This is a genomic window from Humibacillus xanthopallidus, from assembly GCF_006717145.1.
In the GTDB taxonomy this organism is placed as follows: Bacteria; Actinomycetota; Actinomycetes; order Actinomycetales; family Dermatophilaceae; genus Humibacillus; species Humibacillus xanthopallidus.
Genome location: NZ_VFQF01000002.1, coordinates 232,549 through 253,349 on the forward strand (window position 1 = coordinate 232,549; position 20,801 = coordinate 253,349).

Annotated in this window: 1 protein-coding gene (running past one end of the window); it reads left to right on the forward strand. The window is 71.8% G+C overall.

Annotated elements, in window-relative coordinates:
• A protein-coding gene (locus FHX52_RS12160) for a carbohydrate-binding protein (RefSeq protein WP_141822374.1) crosses the window boundary here: on the forward strand, positions 1 to 20,801 show its 5' portion. It continues 12,601 nt past the right edge of the window; only the first 20,801 of its 33,402 coding nucleotides appear in the window; it begins with the start codon at positions 1 to 3; the stop codon falls past the right edge of the window.

Consider the following 20,801-nt stretch of genomic DNA (forward strand, 5'->3'; position numbering starts at 1 on the left):
ATGCGCCCTGTCCGGTTCGTCGCCGCAGGCACCGCTCTGGTCCTCGGGATCGCCGGTGTTCCCGCGGCCGTTGCGACCGCCTCTGCGGCCCCCGCGACCGCTGCTTCCGCCGCTGCGGCGGGCCCCGTCGCGCCGCCCCTGACCCCTGAGCAGGTACGTGCCGGGCAGATCGCGAGCCAGGTCGCCGGGGTGGCCGACTGGTTCCTCAAGATCGACGACGCAGTCGCCACCCAGAAGGCCGGGTATGCCGGCGCGAAGCTCGCGCAGTCGGGTGCGGTCGCGATGGCGAAGGTCGTCAACAAGGCCGTTGCGGCCGGCGCCGGCTCACGCACGGTGAGCGTCGGCTCGCCCTCCCGGCTCGGTGGCGCGGTGACGACGACTGGAGCCCGCACGCTCACGACGACGAGCGTCGCCGGGCAGCCGGGGACGCCCCTCACGACCGTGACGACGACCCCCAAGCCGCCGACGTCGGGCAGCGGATCGGCCACGCCGACCCCCTCGCCGACCTCGACGGGGAGCACGGGATCGCAGATGCACTGCGTGCGGTCGGCTGACGGCAACTCGGTCACCTGCACGAGCGGAACGTCGCCCACCGGCACCCCGACCCCGACGTCCACGAGCACGGCGACACCCACTCCGGCAGCGACTGCGACACCGTCGACGACGACGAGCTCGGCCGCCGCCACCACGGCTGCGCCGACCCCGACGACCGCGACCACGACCACGCCAGCACCGGCCCTGCTCACCGCCTCGAGCGCACCGGCGACACCGGTCGGACCCGATGCGGCCCTCACCGACGCCGACCTGAGCGCGGTCGTCGCGACCGTCAAGGCGGAGTGGCAGGACGCCTACCCGGCTGCCGACTTCAGCGGCTTCTCCGCCCACGTCGGCGACCTGCCCGACCTTCAGCTCGGCTCGGAGGGGTCCGGCAGCGTGACGATCGACGTCGACGCCGCCGGCTGGGGCTGGGGGAGCGGCGGCATGAGCCTCAAGACCGCGGTGCGGCACGAGATGGGGCACTTCCTCGGGCTCGGCCACTCGTCCGGCCTCATGGGCTCCACCCTGAGCCCCGGTGAGAGCTGGCCGGTCGACGCCTCCAACCTCCCGAAGCCCGACCCGGCACCGACCGCAGACCCTGCACCGGCACCGGCACCCACGGCAGACCCGGCACCCGCCACGTCCGACTCCACCCCGAGCGGCTCAGCGAGCGGCTCAGCGAGTAGCGGAACGACGTCGACGGACACCGCCGCAGCCAAGGCGACCACGGCCGCCACCACCGACACCTCGGCGACCGCTGACCCGACCCCCACGGCCGACCCGACGGCCGGAGCGGGGGCCACCTCGGACCCCACCTCGAACCCCAGCACGGACCCCACAGCGACGACCGACCCGACGGCGACACCCGACCCCACGACGACCTCAGGTGCGACGTCGGACCCGGCCACCGGCACAGGCCCGACCATCGACCCGCTGCCGGCGCCTGACGCGTCTGGCACCCCCCTCCCGCCGGCTCCGACGGCGGCAGACCCCACGACGTCCGGCACGACGACCGGGACGACCGGCACGACGACGACCACGACGACGACCGGGACCACGACGACCACCGCCACGGCCGGCGCGACGACCGGCACGACGACCGGGACGACCGGCACCACCGGTACGACGACGACCACCACGACCGGCACGACCACGGCCACGCCGGCGACGGTGCTGGCCTGGAAGGTCGTCGGCGGGGTCCTCACTCTCGACGCGGGCAGCCTCCCGCTCGTCGGCACGATCACCTTCGACCGTGGCAGCAACACGGTCACCTTCTCCCCGGCCGGAGGCGGCGTCGCCGTCGTCGGTTCGACGGTCACCATCAGCCTCGTGCGCGTCGTCGGCGGTGCCGGCAACGACGACCTCACCTTCGACGTGCCGGCCACCGGGGTCTTCTTCGCCTTCGACGGCGGGGGCGGCGCCAACACCGTGCGCGGCCCTCCCCGCGACACGAGCTGGACGATCAGCGGCCCTGACGCCGGCTCCTTCGGCGTCGTCAGCTTCATCCACGTCGGGCACCTCGTCGGTGCACCCGACACCAAGGACACCTTCACCCTCGGCACCCAGGGCTCGCTCACCGCGGGCCTGGACGGCGGAGCGCGAGGCTTCGACTCCCTCGTCGTCAGCGGACGGCGCGGCGTCATCGGCACGACCGCCGTCGACCACAGCACCGGCACCCTAACCATCGACGGAACGCTCCTGCGCTACACCGGCCTGGAGCCGATCGAGATCCCGACCGGCAGCGGTGAGTTCCACGTCACCGGCACGGCGGGCAACGACACGATCCACATCTCCGTGGCGGGCACGACGCTCAGCGTCTCGAGCCCGACCATCGAGACCCTCGACCTCTCGACGGCCGGACTGCAGAAGCTCGTCATCGACGGCCTGGGCGGCATCGACAGCGTCACCTTCGACACCGACCTCCTGATCCCCGGCATGGTCCTCGACGTCACCGCCGAGACGATCACCGTCGGCAGCGTCGTCATCAACACGACCGGCGGAGCGACGAACGGCGAGGTGCACCTGCGGGCCGTCGCCACCGACAACGGCACCGGCACCGCGGTCATCAGCGCGGCCCCGGGCGCAACGATCTCCCTGACCGGCGCGACGATCCGCTCGGGTGACATCTCGATCGACGCGAGCGCGACCTCGACCATCGCCACCACGACGACGCCGATCACCAAGGTCACAATCACTTCGAGCGCCCAGGTCACGGTCAAGGACTCGGTCCTGGCGTCCTCCGGCGACATCCACATCTCCAGCACCTCCACCGTGACCGCCAGTCTCCAGTCGGGGGCTCTCGCCTCCACCACGGACCCAGCTTCCAACGCGGCGTATGCCGAGCTCAATGTCACGACCAACGCCATCACGAGCCTCACGGGCACGACCCGCTTCCGTGCCGTTGGTGACGTGACCGTCGCCTCGTCCACACCGAGCACCCTCACCGCAGCAGGCAACGCGCTGGTCGCAGGTGCCGGCGGGGGGATCGCCTTCGTGACGCTCACCGGCGGTGCCAAGGCCTTCATCGATGCCAACAGCCCGAGCAACAGCGCGGCCAACCTCTCTGTCACGGCCGACGCCGATCACACGGTGACGACGACCGGCGTCGCTAGCCAGGGCGGCGCCACGAGCAACTCCACCGGCATCGTCTACCCGACGACCCCGAGCCAGCTGCTGAGTGACATCAGCACCACGCTCAGCCCCATCGCCGTGGCCGCTGCCATCGCGATCTCTCGGATCACGACGACCTCCGAGGCCTACATCGAGCCCGCTTCCGGGACCTTCGGGGTCACGACCCCGGCCGACGGTTCAGTGATCGTTCACGCCGCGAACTCGACTGACGCTACGACGACCGCCGACGGCAGCTCCGTCGCCAGGAGCGCCTCCGGCATCAGCACGGCAGTTGCGATTGCGATCGCGAAGGCTATCGCGGCCTCTCACATCGGCGGGTCGACGACGCTAAAGACCGGCACCGTGACCATTGAGTCCCCTGATGGTGTGCACACCTTCGAGACGAAGGCTGCGTCCGGCATCGGTAACTCCGTGACGGCTCTGGACTCAACCGGCAAGTCCACGTTCAGCCTTCAGGGATCCGTAGCGGTCAATGTGGTGACGGTGGACAGCTCGGCAATGCTGTCACCCAACGCCACGCTCAACGCCTCCGGTGCTGACGTCACGCTGACAAGCGGGCACGCGACGACGTCCAACGCGACGGCCCGACCGATCGGCCCGTTCTTCACGCCGCAGGACAACGTCGAGAAGGACAGCAACCAGAACTACACGATCTTCGCCCTGCCGTTCATCCTCACGCACGGAAGCGGGCTGCCCGCCAAGACGCTCGAGAAGGTCGCCTACTCCAACGGCGGCGGCACGAGCATCGGCGGGCTGACGATGAACTCGCAGTACTACCTCTGGTGCCCCCACGCCGACACCCTCGGCTTCTGCATCCCCGACGCCGACGGCAAGACCCGCATCCAGCTCATCTCCGGCAGCCTGCTCATCCCGCCGCTCGACGGCTCCTTCGTCCTGACGGTCGACCCGTCGGTCGCCGAGGGCTCGGACCACTTCTTCTACCTCGTCGACAGCCCCGGCGACGCGGTCGGCATCGGCGTCGGGGTCGGCGTCAACATCGTCAACGACTCCGACTCGGCGACGATCGGCAACGGCGCGACCCTGACCGGCGCGCACGACCTCACCCTCGAGGCGACCACCGACAGCTCGATGACGACCTTCGCCAAGAGCGCGTCGGCCGGCGCCATCGCCGTCACCCCCGTCGTGGCCGTCGGCATCTCCAACGTCCTCACCCACGCGGACCTCGGCACCGGCTCGCTCCTCACCCTCACCGGCGCGTATGCCGCCACCGCCACCCAGACGGCCGGCGTGGACTCCTCGACGAGCGGCGACACGACCTCCAACGGTGCGATCGGCGCGTCCGTCGCCATCAACACCGCCGACCACGAGGTCACCGCGCAGACCGCGCGCAGCCTCACCGCCGTCGGCTCGGCAGCCTTCACGGCGAGCGGAGCCTCGACGACGTCGAGCTACTCGTGGGCCGGCACGGCCGGTGCTCCCGACAAGGACACCTCGACGTCGGGCTCGGTCAACGGCCTCGCCGACAGCTACCTGACGATGGGCAACAACCTCGCGGGCACGAGCGGTGCCAAGAAGGGCAAGGACAGCTCGACGCCGACCGCCGGCACCGCGGAGGACAGCGGGGCCTCGCTCAGCGTCGCCGCGGCCATCGCCTTCAACCTCGTCAAGACCGTCAGCACCGTCTCGCTCCCCGGCACCGTGACGATCACCGTCGACGGTGGACCGCTGACCCTCTCGAGCTCGGCCAACACCGACGCCTCGGCGACCGGTGACGGAGAGACCGGCACGAACGGCGCCGTCGCGGCGATCGGTGCCGGCGTCGGCCTCAACCTGGCCACCGTCGACAACCTCGCCGACATCGGCGCCGGCGCCACCGTCCGCGCGGTCGGCGTCACCATGGGCGCGACGATGACCCCGACGGGCGACGCCTCGCCGACGTCGTGCACCGACCCCGAGGCCGACTGCACCCACACGATCGAGGCCGGAGCAGTCTCGGCCTCCTCGGGCGGCGGCAAGCTCGGCGTGGCCGGCTCCGTGGCCATCAACATCGTCACGATCACGACGAGCGCCCAGGTCAAGAGCGCCACCGGCCTGACGACCACCGTCGACGCTCGAGGCGGCGCCCTCAGCCTCGGCGCGACGTCCGGCAGCGCGGCCACGGCCAGCGCCACCCCGTACCGCGACGCGTTCGACCCGGCCGACATCCTGAGCGACTCGAACGGCAACCTGACGACGATCCGCCTCCCCTACGAGCTGGCCGACGGCAACGTCAAGACCGGCGACAAGCTCGTCTACTTCACCGGTGGCGGAGACCCGATCGGCATCGTCCCCGGCAGCAGCCTGCTGCTGTGCCAGACCGTGACGGGCCTCAACCCCGACTGCGCCCTGAAGAACAACTACACGTACTACGCCATCGTCGACCGCCCCGGCTACATCCAGCTCGCCGACAGCTTCGCCAACGCGCTCCTCGGCAACGCACTCGAGTTCGACATCACGAAGACGACGGGCACCGCGCACTACTTCGTCGTCGTCGACTCGGGCGGCGACAACGAGCCGCCCAAGATGGGCATCGGCGCCTCCTTCGGCATGACGATCAACAACGTCACGACGACAGCGGCCGTCATGGACAGCGTCGTGCTCACCTCCGTCGACTCGCTCGAGATCGTCGCCGAGACGGACGCCGAGACCAAGGCCGAGGCCGTCAGCGGCTCGGGCGGCGGCATCGCCATCTCGCCCTCGGTCGGGCTCAGCCTCTCGACCGTCACGACGAGCGCCCGCCTCGGCACCGGAGCCACGCTCGTCGTGCCCGGCGAGGTCACCCTCGAGGCCACGCAGCACACGGCCACCGAGACGGTCGGCCGTGGCGACGTCGACGCCGAGACCGCCGGCATCGCGCTGGCCCTAGCGCTCGCGATCGTCGAGGACGAGGTCACGGCCAACGTCGCCCGCAACGTCACCGCCTCCGCGGTCTCGCTCTCCGCGACGGGGTCCTCCGCCAACGACAGCGTGACCGACGCCGCCGCGCCGGGCGCCCCCAAGGACCCGAACGCCGGCGTCAACAAGACGGCCGACAAGTGGCTCGGCCAGGGCAACGCCGTGTCGACGGCCACGACCGGCAAGAGCACGAAGAGCTCGAGCACACCGGCAGCGGCCACGAGCGACGGCAAGCTCTCGGTCGCCGGCGCCGTCACGATCAACATCATCACGACCGTCTCCAAGGCCTGGCTCTCCGACGGCCTCACGGTCACCGCGACGGACGGGCCGGTCACCCTGGCGAGCTCGGCCAACACCGACGTCGCGGGCGAGGCGAAGGGCACGACCGCGACCAAGACCGGGGTGGGCATCGGCGCCGGCGTCGTCGTCAACCTCGTGAACATGACCAACCTCGCGACGACCGGTGCCAGCACGGTCGACGCCCACGGCATCGACGTCTCCGCCACCATGACGCCGGTCGACAACGCCGAGGACCCGACGGCAGAGCCGGACACCAAGCACACGATCAAGGCAGACGCGACGGCCGGCGCGAGCAACACCACCGACCTCGGCGTCGCCGGCGCCCTCGCCCTCAACATCGTCACGGCGAGCACCCAGGCCCTCGTGCCCGCAGGCGCGACGCTCGTCATGCATGACGGCGACGTCACCCTCACGGCCGCCTACGCCGAGGTCGACGTCGCGGGAGCCTCGGCCAACCCGACGTTCAAGGCCTGCGCCCAGGTGCTCGGCCTGCCATGCCTCATCTCGAAGAAGATCACCGGCGAGAACAACGACGGCGCCGGCGTCGGCATCGGTGCGGCGGCCGCCATCCAGGTGCTCGCCTCCACCGTCACCAAGGCCGAGATCGCCGACGGCGTCTCGCTCACCGGCGGCCACGACGTCACCATCTCGGCCACCTCCGAGCGCTGGATCTCGACGGTCGCCGAGGCCGGAGCCAAGGGCGGCACGGCCATCAGCCCGGCTGTCGCGCTCATCGTCAACTCCGGCGAGTCGACGACGGCACGCCTCGGCACCGGTCCCGCCATCGACATCAGCGGCGCCCTCACGATCGAGGCCGTGCACACCTCCGACCTCACCGAGACCCAGGCCAACGGCGACGTCAAGGCGACCAACGTCGGTGTCGGCATGGCCCTCGCCCTGCCCATCGTCATCGGCTGGACGACGCTCGCGGAGCTCTCGCGCAGCGCCACCGTCGAGAGCGCCTCGATCACCGCTGAGTCGCGCATCGCCGCACTGGCGCAGGCCAACGCGAGCTCCGTCGGCCAGGAGAAGACGTCCTCGACGAAGAGCGCTGACACGACGGCGACCGACACGGTCAAGAACGACCCCAACGCCGGAGGCAAGGGTGCCGACGCCCTGCCCAAGGCGAACGACGCCGCCAAGACCGGCTCCTCCGCGTCGAGCGCGCAGTCCGGCCAGGGCAGCAGCGCGGTCGGCATCGCGGCAGCCTTCGGTGTCGTGTGGGTGCAGTCGACCAACATCGCGCGCGTCGTCGACGGCGTGACGATCGACGCGACCGGCCCGATCCTCGTCGGTGCCTACCAGCTCACCGACATCACCTCGCGTGGCACGGGCACCGCGCTCAACACCGACGCCGACTCGACCGGCTTCGGCATCGGCGTCGGCTTCGCCTACCTCGACATCGCGAGCTCGGCCCTCGTCGGCACGGGGACCACCCTGAGCGGTGACGCCATCACCGTCGAGGCGACGACGCCGCTCGACGAGACCACGCACCTGCCGCTCGAGAACGCGGTGACCGTCTGGGGCATCGCGGCCGCCGGCGGCAAGGGCGACCCGCAGATCGCCGGGTCGGCCGGCATCATCGTCGTGAAGTACGTGACCACCGCCTCCGTCGGCGCCGGCTCCACCCTCACCTCGACCGGTGACCTCACGGTCCGCGCGGCCAACCCGATGGGCATGCAGAACCTCGCGCTCGCCGCGGGCCTCGCCTCCAAGGGCCAGGGTGTCGGCGCCGCCATCGCGATCACCGTGCTCACCGGCGTGACGACGACGGCGCTCATCGACTCGAGCGCGGCCACGCCGACGACGACGAACGCCTCGGGCGCGACGACCGTCGAGGCCACCGCCCACCTCTCGCCTCTGCCCTTCGACATCATCAACGACCTGCTGAGCGAGTTCGCCGACACGATCAAGAGCCTGCCGGTCCTCGGCATGGACAGCCTCCAGACCCCGCCCTTCTCGTCGGTCGCTCTCGGCGGCGGCGCGGGCTCGGGCGACCTCGGCGTCGGCGGCTCCTTCATCGTCATCGTCGGCAACCGCTCGACGAGCGCCCGCATCGGCACCGCAGCCCTCGTCAACCAGACCGACCACGGCGGCACCGGCCAGAGCGTCACCGTCCTCGCCCGCGACGACGTGTCGACCATCGCCGTCGCCGGCGGCATCGGCCTGTCGACGAAGGGCACCGGGGTCGGCGTCGCCGTCATCGTCGCGGTCACCAACCAGGACGTGCGGGCCAGCATCGCGAACGGCGCCAAGGTCTGGGCCGGCGGCGACGTCCGGGTCCGCGCCATCGCCACCGACCCCGTGCTCGCTGCCGCCGCCTCGCTCGGTGTCGCCAAGCAGAACGCTGCGGCCGGCTCGTTCATCGTCATCGTCCAGAACCAGGGCTCGGGCGCCCCCGGCACCTACGCGAGCATCGGCGGCGGCCCCCTCGCTGCAGACCGTGTCACCGTGACCGCCGGCGGCGACCTCGAGGTGAGCGCGCGCAGCGCCATCGACGACGCCGGCAAGGCCACGACCATCAGGCTGTATGCCGGTGGGCTGGCCATCGGGGCCGGCAACGCGGGCATCGGGCTGGCAGCCTCGGTCCTCGTGCGCACGAGCCGGGTCAGCGCCACGACCGGACAGGGCGCCACGCTCGCCGCGCGCGCAGCCACCGCGAGCACGACCCCGGGCCTGACCGTCTCGGCGACGCAGCTCGGCGACATCATGCTCATCGCGATCGCGGGCGGCGCCGGCAAGAGCGTCGGCATCGCCGGCTCGACGACCGTCAACGTGCTCACCGACACGACGACCGCGAGCATCGGCGCCGACTCCCAGGTCAACCAGGCCAACGCCGGAGCGCCCGGCCGCCAGGACGTCGTCGTCATCGCCTCCGACCGATCGACGATCGTCGCCGCTGCGGGCATGGTCGCGATCGGTGGCACGGCCGGCATCGGCGCAGGCGCCGACGTCGAGGTCATCACGAAGACGACGACCTCCTCGGTCGGCGACCGGAGCCGCATCACGGCCAACGGCGACGTCGTGGTCTCGGCCGTCTCCAGCGAGAAGACCACCTCGATCTCCGTCGGCGGCGCCGTCGGTGGCGACGTCGCCATCGCCCTCAACGCCGGCGTGTCGGTCATCAACGTGACGACGACGGCGACGCTCGGTGCGAACACCGTCGTCGTCGCGGGTGGCAACGTCCTCGTCACCGCCGACGAGGTGCTCGAGCTGCTCATCGTCGCCGGCAACGTCACCGCCTCCGGCAGCGCGTCGGTCGGCGCGGGTGCGGCAGTCCCGGTCCTCACGAAGACGACGACGGCCACGGTCGGCGACGGAGCCAAGGTCACGGCATACGGCCTCGTGGGACGGGTCGCGCACGGCACCGTCAACAGCGGCGGCTACACGATGACCCAGCAGGACCCGCGCTTCGACCCGCGCGGCTTCACCGACGGCAACCCCGTGCAGCAGGGCCTCGACCCGAGCGACCCCAACGGTTACGCCATCGTCACGCCGACCCCGCACGGCTTCAGCACCGGCCAGCAGGTCATCTACGACAACGGCGGCGGTGCCTCGATCGTCGGGCTCACCGACGGGGCGACCTACTACGTCAACGTCCTCACCCCGACGAGGTTCACCCTCTCGCTGACGGCGCGCGGACCCCCGATCGCCCTCGGCCTGCCCAACGCCCTCATGGGCGAGTCCCAGCGCTTCGTCCCGACCAACAGTGCACAGCCGACCAAGGACGCCTCGCCGCGGTTCATCCCGGCCAAGGACGTCAGCGGCAACACGATCACCCTCCCGTATGCGTTCACCACCCCGATCGCGACCGGCGACGCCGTCATCTACAGCTCCGGCGGCGGCACCCCGATCGGCGGGCTCACCGACGGCCAGACCTACTACGCGATCGTCCTCGCGACCACCGGTCCCTTCGGAGCCCAGCAGATCCGCCTCGCGACCACGCGCGACCGCGCCGTGTCAGGCCTCGCCATCACGCTGACGGCCTCCTCCGCGACCGGCACCTCCCACAGCCTCGTGCCCTCCGGCGTCCTCCCGGCGCCCGACCCGCGCACGACCAACCCGCAGACCGCCCACCTGACCACGCAGACCGGCTTCAGCGGCGTGGCGGTCACCGCGACGAACAGCGACTCGATCAACGCGATCGGCATCAGCGCGGGTGTCTCCGGCACCGTCGCCGTCAACGTGTCGGGCACCGTGTCGGTCATCACCGTGACGACGACCGCGAGCATCGGCGCCTCCGCCAGGGTCAACTGCGCGTCGGAGACCGACTGCAGCACCAACGTCACCGGTGCAGACCCGGCGCAGTCCGTCATCGTCCTCGCGGGCAACAGCTTCCACCAGCTCGGCATCGCCGCTGCTGCCGCCGGCGCGGGCTCGGTCGCAGCGGGCGCGGGCGTGGCCGTGGGCGTCATCGAGATCACGACGACGTCGAGCATCGGCAACAACACCGTCGTCAACGCCAAGGGCGACATCGTCGTAGAGGCCGACGCGAGCGAGTCGTTCGTGTCGGTGGCCGCCTCGGCCGCCATCGGCGGCGACGCGGGCCTCGCCGGCGCCGTCGGCGTCACCGTGCTCGACCTCACGACGAGCGCGACCACGGGCACCGGCGTCACGCTGCGGGCCGACAACAACGTGCTCGTCCTCGCCAACGACACGACCGACCTCGTCCTCGTCGCAGCCTCGCTCGGTGCGGGTGTCTGGGCCGGGTTCGGCGCAGGCGTCTCCGTCGCCGTCGTGACGAAGACGACCGATGCCCATCTCGGCGGCAACAACGTCGTCGTCGTCCTCGCGAAGGGCTCCTCCGCCGCGGGCATCTCCGACGGCACGTCGACCGCCGCCGGCAGCTTCGGCACGAAGAGCGCCTTCCACGGCCTCGCCGTCCAGGCGAACTCGTCGGAGGAGCTCTTCGGCCTCACCGCGGGCATCGCCGGTGGCTTCATCGGCATCGCCGGCGGCATCGGGGTCAACATCTTCACCGTCGTCGTCAAGGCCTTCATCGCCGGCGGCACGACGGTCAACAAGGGCACCTCGGGCATCATCGCGGGCGCGTCCTCGAACCAGTCGGTCGTCGTCGCGGCCACCGACTACCTCGAGACCCTCACCGTCGCGGGTGGCGTGGGCGTCGGGGCGGGCGGCATCGGCGGCGGCGTCGACGTCGGGGTCGCCAACATCACCGTCCAGGCCTACCTCGGCGTCGGCAGCGACGTGTGGGCCAACGGCACCGTCGAGATCGACGCCCTCGCGACCAAGCACGTGCAGACGTATGCCGTCAGCCTCGGTGGCGGTGTCGTCGGTGTCGCCGGGTCGGTGACGGTCTGGACCGTCGGCACCGCAGCGACGAACACCTACCAGAGCGCCGTCAGCGGCCCGGACCGCGGCGTCTGGAGCTCGGGCACGACCTACGAGGCCGGCGACATCGTCTCCGTCGGCGGCGTGAAGTACTTCGCCCGCAGCCGCAACACCGGCAAGAACCCCACGAGCAACCCGACCGTCTGGGTGCCGCGCGCCTGGAGCTCCACCGTCACCTATGAGGCGGGCGACGTCGTCACCTACAGCGGCAAGACGTATGCCGCGAAGACGCGCACGATCGGCGACACCCCGTCGTCGTCGCCGAGCGACTGGTCGCTCAGTGACCAGTCGCCGACCGGCACGTCGACGGGCAGCGCCGACTCGCTCGCGTCCGGCGGGGGTGGCGGCACAGGCGGCGGGTGGGGCAACGTGCTCGGCGGCTCGGGCAGCATCGACCTCTGGGTCAGCGGCACCGACTACGTGCAGGGCCAGCTCGTCAGCTCCGGCGGCCACTACTACGTCGCGCTGACCGACATCACGGGCTCGCTCGTCGCGCCTGAGACGGATGCCTCCTCGGCCACCCCGTCGTGGGCACTCAGCGACGACAACTACCAGCTCCGCCAGCTGTCGAGCACGGGCGACGCCTCGACGTCGGTGACCGGCGCGAGCCCCGGCGGGTCCGTCGCCTCGAGCCCGTTCACCCAGACGGCGCCGCCGTCGGGCACGTCGGCGACGATCTACGGCTCGGTCCACGCCGGCGGAGACGTGCAGGTGCGGGCGACCGACCGGATCGACCTCACGAGCCTCGCCGGGGTCGCCGCTGTCGGCCTGGGCGCCATCGGCGCGGGCGTCGCGATCGTCACGCTGGGCCTGTCGACCGACGCCGGCATCGCCTCGACCGGGTCGGTGAGCTCGGGAGCCACGGTGGGCGTGCACGCGGTGCTCGACGAGCGCGTCGACGGTCTCGCTGCGGCCGGAGCGCTCGGCGGGGTCACGATCAGCGGCCAAGTCGTCGTCATCACCGACAGCAGCAGCCAGAGCGCCCACATCGACACCGGCGCCACGGTGCCGAAGGCCGTCACAGAGATCGCCGTCGACACCGTCGCGACCCGCACCATCTCGGCGCGGACCTTCGGCGTGAGCATCGCGGCCGGCGCGGTCGGTGCGGCCATCGCCGTCGCCGTCATCAGCGGCGACACGACCGCCCTCGTCGGCGACGTGGCGATCGGTGCGGACGGCGCGGTCGGCGGGCTCATCGTCTCCTCGACAGACACGATCATCCCGACCAACCAGGCCGTCTCGGTGCAGGGCGGCGTCGGCGCCGCGATCAGCGGAGCCGTCGCGGTCATCACCTACTCGGGCTCGACCCGCGCAGCCTCGGGTGCGCACGGCACCGTCACCATCGGCGGCCTCGGCGTCTCGGTCACGGCGACGGGCAACCACGCGGGCATCTATGCCAACACCCTCAACATCGCCGTCTCGGCCGGGGTCAGCGCCGGACTGACGCTCGCCTGGGCCACGAACGCCCGCTCGACCGACGCTGCACTCACCTCGACGAGCAACGTCACGACTTCGGGCGCCGTCTCCGTCGTCGCCACCGCCTGGAACGAGGCCCGCGCCGACGCTCCCGGTGGCTCGGGCGGCGCCGTCTCCGTCGTCATCGTGCTTCCCGAGGCGACGGTGTCGGGCCACACCCGTGCCCAGCTCGACGGGCAGGCCAACGGCTCGTCCGTCACGGTCCGGGCCGCGGCCACGAACACCGCCTCCGCGACGACCGTCCTCGTCTCGCTCTCCGTCATCGGTGGCGGCGCGGGCGCCTACGCCCACTCCGTCATCACCCGCGACGCCGACACGACTGCCTGCGTGGGTGCCTTCTCCGCCGCCGGCGTCTGCACGGCCTCCGGGGCCGACATCACCTCCGGCGGCGCCGTCACCGTGCGCGCCGGTCGCCCTGACACGACGAGCACCGGCGCGGCGCTCACCTCGACCGACCTCGCGTGCACGAGCTCCGGCGTCAACACCATCACCAACCACGGCACGAACTGCGCCTCGTCGGTCGCCTCCGGTGGTGCCGGCGGCATCCTCGCGGCCGCGACGGTCTTCGTCTCCGACGCGAGCGTCGACGCGGGCGTGGGCGCCACGCTCACCGGCATCGTGCGCTCCTCGTCGCGCACCGACGTCACCGCGACCGGCTCGAGCTCGGCGACCGCGAAGACCGTGGCCGTCTCGGTGGGCGGCTACGGCGCCCTCGCCGGCTCGGCCTCCCTCGCGACCATCGGCCAGACCGCAGGCATCACGGCCGTCGTGGCCGCGACGTCGGTGGACTCCGCCGGCACCGCGACCGTCGCGGCAACGGGAACCAACACCGCCACCTCGACCGCCGGGGTGGGCTCAGGGTCGGTCGGCCTCGCCATCGGCGTCACCGCGCCGACCGCGACCATCGCCGCTCCGGTCACCGCGAGCTTCACCGCCGGTGGCAACGTCAAGGGTCTCGCCGTCACGGCCTCGGCGACGAACACTGCCACGGTCGACGCCGCGACCGGTGCCGTCGCCATCGCGGCGGGCGCGGCCGTCAAGGGCGACGCCGAGATCACCGGCACGGCCGACACGAGCGCGACCGTCGGGCAGGGCGCCCTCACGGTCGGCTCGACGGGCATCACGGTGACGGCCACGGCCACCAACTCCGCCACGGCCAACGCGGGCGGCGGCTCGGGCGGCCTGCTCGGCATCACCGTCATCCTCGCGACCGCCGTCGTCGACGCCGCCGTGAGCGCCTCCTTCGACGCTGCCATGCCGACCGGGGCCGCTGCCACCGGAGCGGTCAGCGTCACCGCCACCGGCACCAACACGGCCACGGCCAGCGGTCTCTCCGTCGCCATCGGCCTCGGAGCCGGCACCGGCGTGGGCGCCGAGGCCGTCATCGGCAGCGCCGCCATCGTCTCGGCCACCGTCGGCCAGAACGCAATGCTCCGCGCCGCGGGCGCCGTCACGGTCGCGGCCTCGGCCACCGACAAGGCGAGCGCCACCGGCAACGGCGGGGCGGGCGGTGGCATCTCGATCAGCGCGATGATCCCCAAGGCCGAGGACCGCGGCGGTGCGGCGGCCGCCTTCAACGGCGACCTCCTGGGTGCCGCGAGCCTGTCGGTCACCGCCGACTCGCAGAACCAGGCCACCGCAGACCTGCTCACCGTCGCCATCGGCCTCGGCGCGGGCGCCGGCGGCAGCGCCTGCGCGACCGTCGGAGCAGCCAGCACCGAGAGCAACTGCACCCTCGAGCACAGCGACTCGGGCACGGGCGGAGCCGTGACCGCGACCATCGGCGGCACCGCGTCCATCACCGGCCTCGGCACGACGGTCGACGTCGGGGCGACACACACGCAGACCGCCACGGCGACCGCCAAGGGCGGCGGCGGTGGTGGCGTGGCGATCAGCGTCCTCAACAGCTACGCTCAGGTGCGCGGCACGACGACCTCCTCGGTCGCCACAGGCGCCACGATCGGCACCGCCGCGAGCAAGGCCGGCGGCCTCAGCGTCACCGCCGACGACACATCGACGGCGACCTCGACGAGCATCCTCGGTGCCGGGGGAGTCGTGGCCGGCGGTGGCAGCTATGCCACGAGCTCCGTCACCCCGACGGTCACGGCCTTCATCGGCACGGCCGGCACGGCCCAGACCATCGTCCTGTCCGGTGACCTCGAGATCTCGGCCCTCTCGCACCGCGCCGAGTCCAACGCCACGGCGAAGAGCTACGGCGGCGGCGGCGTGTCGGTGGGCGTCGCGCGGTCGAACGTCACGACGAACCCGACCGTCACGGCATACCTCGCTCGTGGAGTCGACGCCCGCATCGGCGGCAGCGCGACCGTCAAGGCGGAGTCGCGCAGCGACTCGGGCACGGGCGCGCTGCCCGACACCTACACCGCCGACGGGACGCACCAGGAGCGCACGCCCGGTGGCCAGCCCGGTGACGTCGTCAACGTCGCGAACGTCAACCTCAGCACCAACACCGTCTACTTCCAGTCGCACGGGCTCCAGTCCGGTGACACGGTGCTCTACATCGGCACCGCGATCGGCGGGCTGACGACGGCGCGGGTCTACACGGTCATCGGCATCGACGACAACTACCTCGCCTTCGGCAACACCTTCGCGACCGGCCAGGTCAACTCCGGCGACCTCGCCGGCGGGCCCGGCGTCGACCCCGTGCGCGACGTCATCCGCTTCGCCACCCCGCACAACTTCGTCACGGGCGACGCCGTCATCCTCTCGGGCGACGCCACCCTCAACGGCTCCATCGTCGCCGGCCAGCGGCTCTTCGTCCGCGTCATCGACGCCTACCGCATCCAGCTCTACACGACCCTCGCTGCAGCCCAGGCCGCCGCGCTGACCTTCTCGCCGAGCGCGGCCTCCGGCACGAGGATCACCCGCGGCAACACCTTCACCCCGGGGCAGCGGGTCACCTACCAGGCCCCCGCCGCGGTCGCCTTCGACCCGGGCTCGGTCGACGTCACCGGCTGCCCCGACAAGGACCACTGCTACCTCACCGACACGAACGCCAACACGATCATGGTGTCGCCGATCACCGGCTACAACACCGACGGCAACGGCAACCCGACGACGCCGATCCAGACGCCGCACAGCTTCGTGTCCGGCCAGAAGGTGCAGTACATCGGCTCCGGCGGCACCGTCGGCGGCCTCACGAGCGGCGCCTTCTACTACGTCATCGTCGTCGACAGCTTCCGCATCCAGCTCGCCGCGTCGCGCTACCAGGCGACCTCGCACACGTACAGCTGCCCTGAGACGGGCAACCCCGGCAAGACGTGCACCGACGACCCGGTGGCGATCCCGATCTCGGCACCGAGCGCCGGGAGCCACTGGATCGTCCCCGCCCCGATCGGCGGCCTGACGAGCGGGCAGACCTACGTCGCCACGACCCCCGACAGCGCCGGCTTCGGCCTCGCGCCCATCACGTCGTATGCCGCTGACGGCAGCGCCGTCGCCGGCACCCCCATCACGTTCTCGACGTCCGAGACGTACACGATCGCCGGCAAGGGCACCTTCACCGACACCGTCGTCTTCGGCACCCAGAGCATCTGGGCGACCGGCCTGCACCTCACCCCGGCCTGCCTGACCGACGGCTGCTCCGGTCCGACCGACCAGCTCCGCATCGACCTCACGAGCGTCAGCGGCGGCACCTACGGCCTCTACCAGGGCGACCGCAACCCGCTCGACACGACGCCCCCCTCGCCGGTCTCGCTGCGCACCCTCAACCCGCCCACCGGCGACGGCGAGTCGCGCTCGTCCGCAGCCGGCGGTGGCGGCGGTGTCGTCGGGGTCACCGTGCCGACGGCCGACCTCAGCAACAGCCCGACCGCGCTCGCCTACCTCGCCGGATCGGTCACTGCCGGCGGTGACGTCACCGTCACCTCGCACGTCGAGACCAACAACACCTCGTGGGTCACCAACGGCTCCGGCGGCGTCATCGCGGTCGGCGTCGTCAACGCCAGCGTGACGGTCAACGCCAAGAGCACCGCGCTCATCGGCAGCCTCGTGACTCCGGGGGCCGCTATCTCGGGCGACTCGAGCGTCGCGCAGGTCGCAGGCTCCGGCGCGAACGTCGTCGCGGGCGGCAACGTGGCGGTCCTCGCGGACAGCAACCACCTGAGCACCGACCACGCGAGCGCCTCCGGCGGCGGGCTCGTCGGCGGCTACACCGCCGGCGCCAACACGAACATCACCGACCGGACGGCCGCCGCCACCGGCGCCGGGGCCCAGATCGCGGGCGACACCGTGCGCGTCAACGCCCACTCAGGAGGCTCGCACTTCCTCTACACCCACGCCGTCATGGGCGCGCTCTTCGGCGGCACGAACACCTTCCCGTACTACACGCTCAACTCGAGCGACATCGCGCTGCTCGACGGCATCGCGAGCAGCGGCGGGTCCATCACCGGTCTCTACGGCGTCGACGTGCGCGCCTGGCACGACCTGCTCGCCGCCTCCCTCGACGACCACTCGGCGTGCTACTGCATCGGCCCGTCGCTGCACAGCGGCTCGGCGACGGTGAACGCGGACGCCAAGGTCTTCGGGCACCAGGGCGTCGTCATCCACGCCGGCCCGCGCCTCATCGTCTCGGGTCCCTACCGGAACACGTCCTCCAACGCCCCGGCCTCGCCGCTCGTCACCCTGCCGAGCCAGCCGAACGCCGCGCGCCTCGTGCTCTACGTGCAGGCCGAGAACCCGGGCGGCGTCCAGAGCACCGACGGCGGCATCACCCAGACGCGCCTCATCGACTGGAACTCCGACGTCGTCGTCAACTCCGGCCCGGACCCCTACCTGCTCATCGACAGCCAGGGCAAGGTCGTCAAGGCCGTCAACGTCACCGTCAACGGTGTCGCCAACCCCGACATCGGCACGACCTACTCCGGCACCATCACCGTCGGCGACATCCGCAACACCGGCAGCGGCGACATCTGGATGACGTCCGACGCCGGCACCATCCAGGGCGGCTGCGCGAGCAACCCGCCGTCCGGCACGCACTGCTGGGGCACGTTCACCTTCCACGAGAACTTCCGCACCGTCACGCTGCTCAACAACTCGGCCTTCGCCTTCGTCGTCAACGACATCGACGTCATCAACCGCACCGGCCAGCCGCACGTCACCCTCGCGACGAGCAGCACGGCCTCCGACGCGATCCGCTTCGACCTCGTGCAGGACGCGACGCCGAGCCAGGTCGTCATCGACAACACCGGTGCCTCGGACCTCACGTTGCGCGGCACGATCACCAACCCGCTCGGGGCGACGTGGGTGCACGCGACCTACGGCTCGATCCTCGCCGCGACGAGCCGTGGCGTCCCGGTCTCCGGGGCCGACACGCACACGACGCTGATCCAGAGCAACATCGTGCACGTCGACTCCGAGCGCGGCTCGATCGGCACCGCGGCCGCGCGCCTCGCGATCGACCTCGTGCAGTATGCCGCCCACGACCTCGCGCTCAGCGTGACCGCGGGCGTCGACGCCCACCTCGACCTGCGCACCTGGCTGCGCGACCCGACGATCCCCGACCCCGCTGTCGCCGGCAACCCCGCCTACGTCGTGCGCATCGACTCGCTCGTCGCCGGCGGCGATCTCGACGTCATCCTCCGCGCGACGCTGTGGGGCACCGGACGCACCGGGCTGCCGGGCGTCAGCGTCATCAACCAGCACAACGCCTCGCTGACGAAGACCTACTACAGCTTCTACCACCCCGACGCCGTCAACTGCGTGACGACGCCGCAGGCCGAGGACTGCCTCTTCGCCGTCGCCGTGACCGGTGGCAACAGCCACGCCGTGGCGAGCACCTACAACTTCGCCACGCTCGACTCGGGCTCGGCGGTGGGCACGCCGAACGGCAGCATCACCGTCGCGGCGGCAGACGACTCGCCGAGCGCCACCCGGATCAACGTCATCGGCCTCGTGGCCGTTCACGGCAACGGCAACACGAACGTCGACACCAACGGCTTCATCACCCTGACCGCGACCGCCGCCGCGAGCATCGCGCGCCGGGTCGTCGTCGCCCAGGCGTTCAGCCCCATTGACCCCGCCTTCGTCACGACCTCGGACGTCACCGTGGCGTTCGGCCCGAACCCCGACCTGCGGCTCGGACTCGTCCGCTCCACCGACGACGACGTCATCCTCAGCTCGCCCGCCTCGATCGTCGACGCGCCGGTCGGCAGCGCGATCCCGCCGGTCACCGGCGACGCGGCCGCCGACGTCGTCGGCGTCGACATCACGATGACGGCGGGCACGGGCGGCCCGGGCAGCATCGGCACCGACACGAACTTCGTCGAGATCGACTCGTCCTACGCGCGCTACGGCGTGCTGAACGCGGACGCCGCCGGCGTCATCCGCATCACCGAGACTCCCAGCACCCCAGCGGGGGCGTATGCCGTCGCCAACCCGACGATGGCCGGTGACCTCCACGTCGACACCGTCACGACCTGCGCGCGCTCGTCGCTCGCCACGTGCGCCGACGTCACACTGACGACGACCGCGGGGTCGATCCTCGACGGGCACAGCGCCGGCGCCGGCGGCACGACGGTCAACGTCACGGGCAACTCCATCGACCTGCTCGCCCTCGGCGGCAGCATCGGCGCCTACACGAACGCCGCGACCGGCGTCTTCACCGGCGACCTCAAGGTCGACTCGGCCAAGGGCAGCGGCTGCGTCGCCACCTACAGCCTCCGGTGGTTCCAGGCGAGTGCGGCCGACCGGGCCGTCACCGCGACCTGCGACATCGCGGCCCAGGCCGACGCCAACATCTACCTCACCGAGCTGAACGGGCCGGCCGCGATCCTCCTCGCGCGCACCCAGGCCGGCGACATCCGCCTCACGACGACCGAGACGACGACCGAGGGCAACGACCTGCTCGTGCTCCACTCGGGCGGCACGCTCGTCCGCGAGCCGGCGAGCCCCTCCGCCGTGCCGAACGTCCAGGTCGTGCCGAACGGCCTCATCCAGGCGCAGTCCGGTGACGTGCTGCTCCTCTCGGCCGACGACGTCGTCACCGACCCGAGCGCGCAGATCCTCGCCACGGTCGCGGCCGCAGACGCCGGCACCGGCAACACGACCGACCCGAACCGGCCCCGCACCCTCACCGGCAACATCGACATCCACGGCGACTGGCACCCCGGTGTCGCCGACGCGACGGCCAACGAGGGCACGGTCATCGTGCTCCGTGGCGAGGTCACCCCGGGCACCGGCGGCCTGACCCGCGTCTTCGGCAACGCGGACGACGACCAGATCGTCTTCGACCAGACGCTCCTCGGTGGCAACACGCGCGCCTACGGCTCGGCCGTCGCGACCTCACCGGGCGTCTTCGCCCCCGCCGGTGACGGCTCCGACAGCCTCACCGTCTACCTCCTGCAGACGATGCCGGTGGAGGGCACGACGCTGACCCTCGACGGCCAGGACGGCACCGACGCCTACGTTGTCTGGACCCACGGCAGCGCGGGCGGCGCCTACCACTACGTGCTCAACGTCCTCGACAGCGGCGCCCCCGACCGCGGCGCCGACACGCTCGACGTGCACGGCGCGGACAGCGCCTTCAATGGCATCAACCCGGCGACGGGGAAGGCGTGGACGACCGACGACATCTTCCTGCTGCGCTCGTCGTC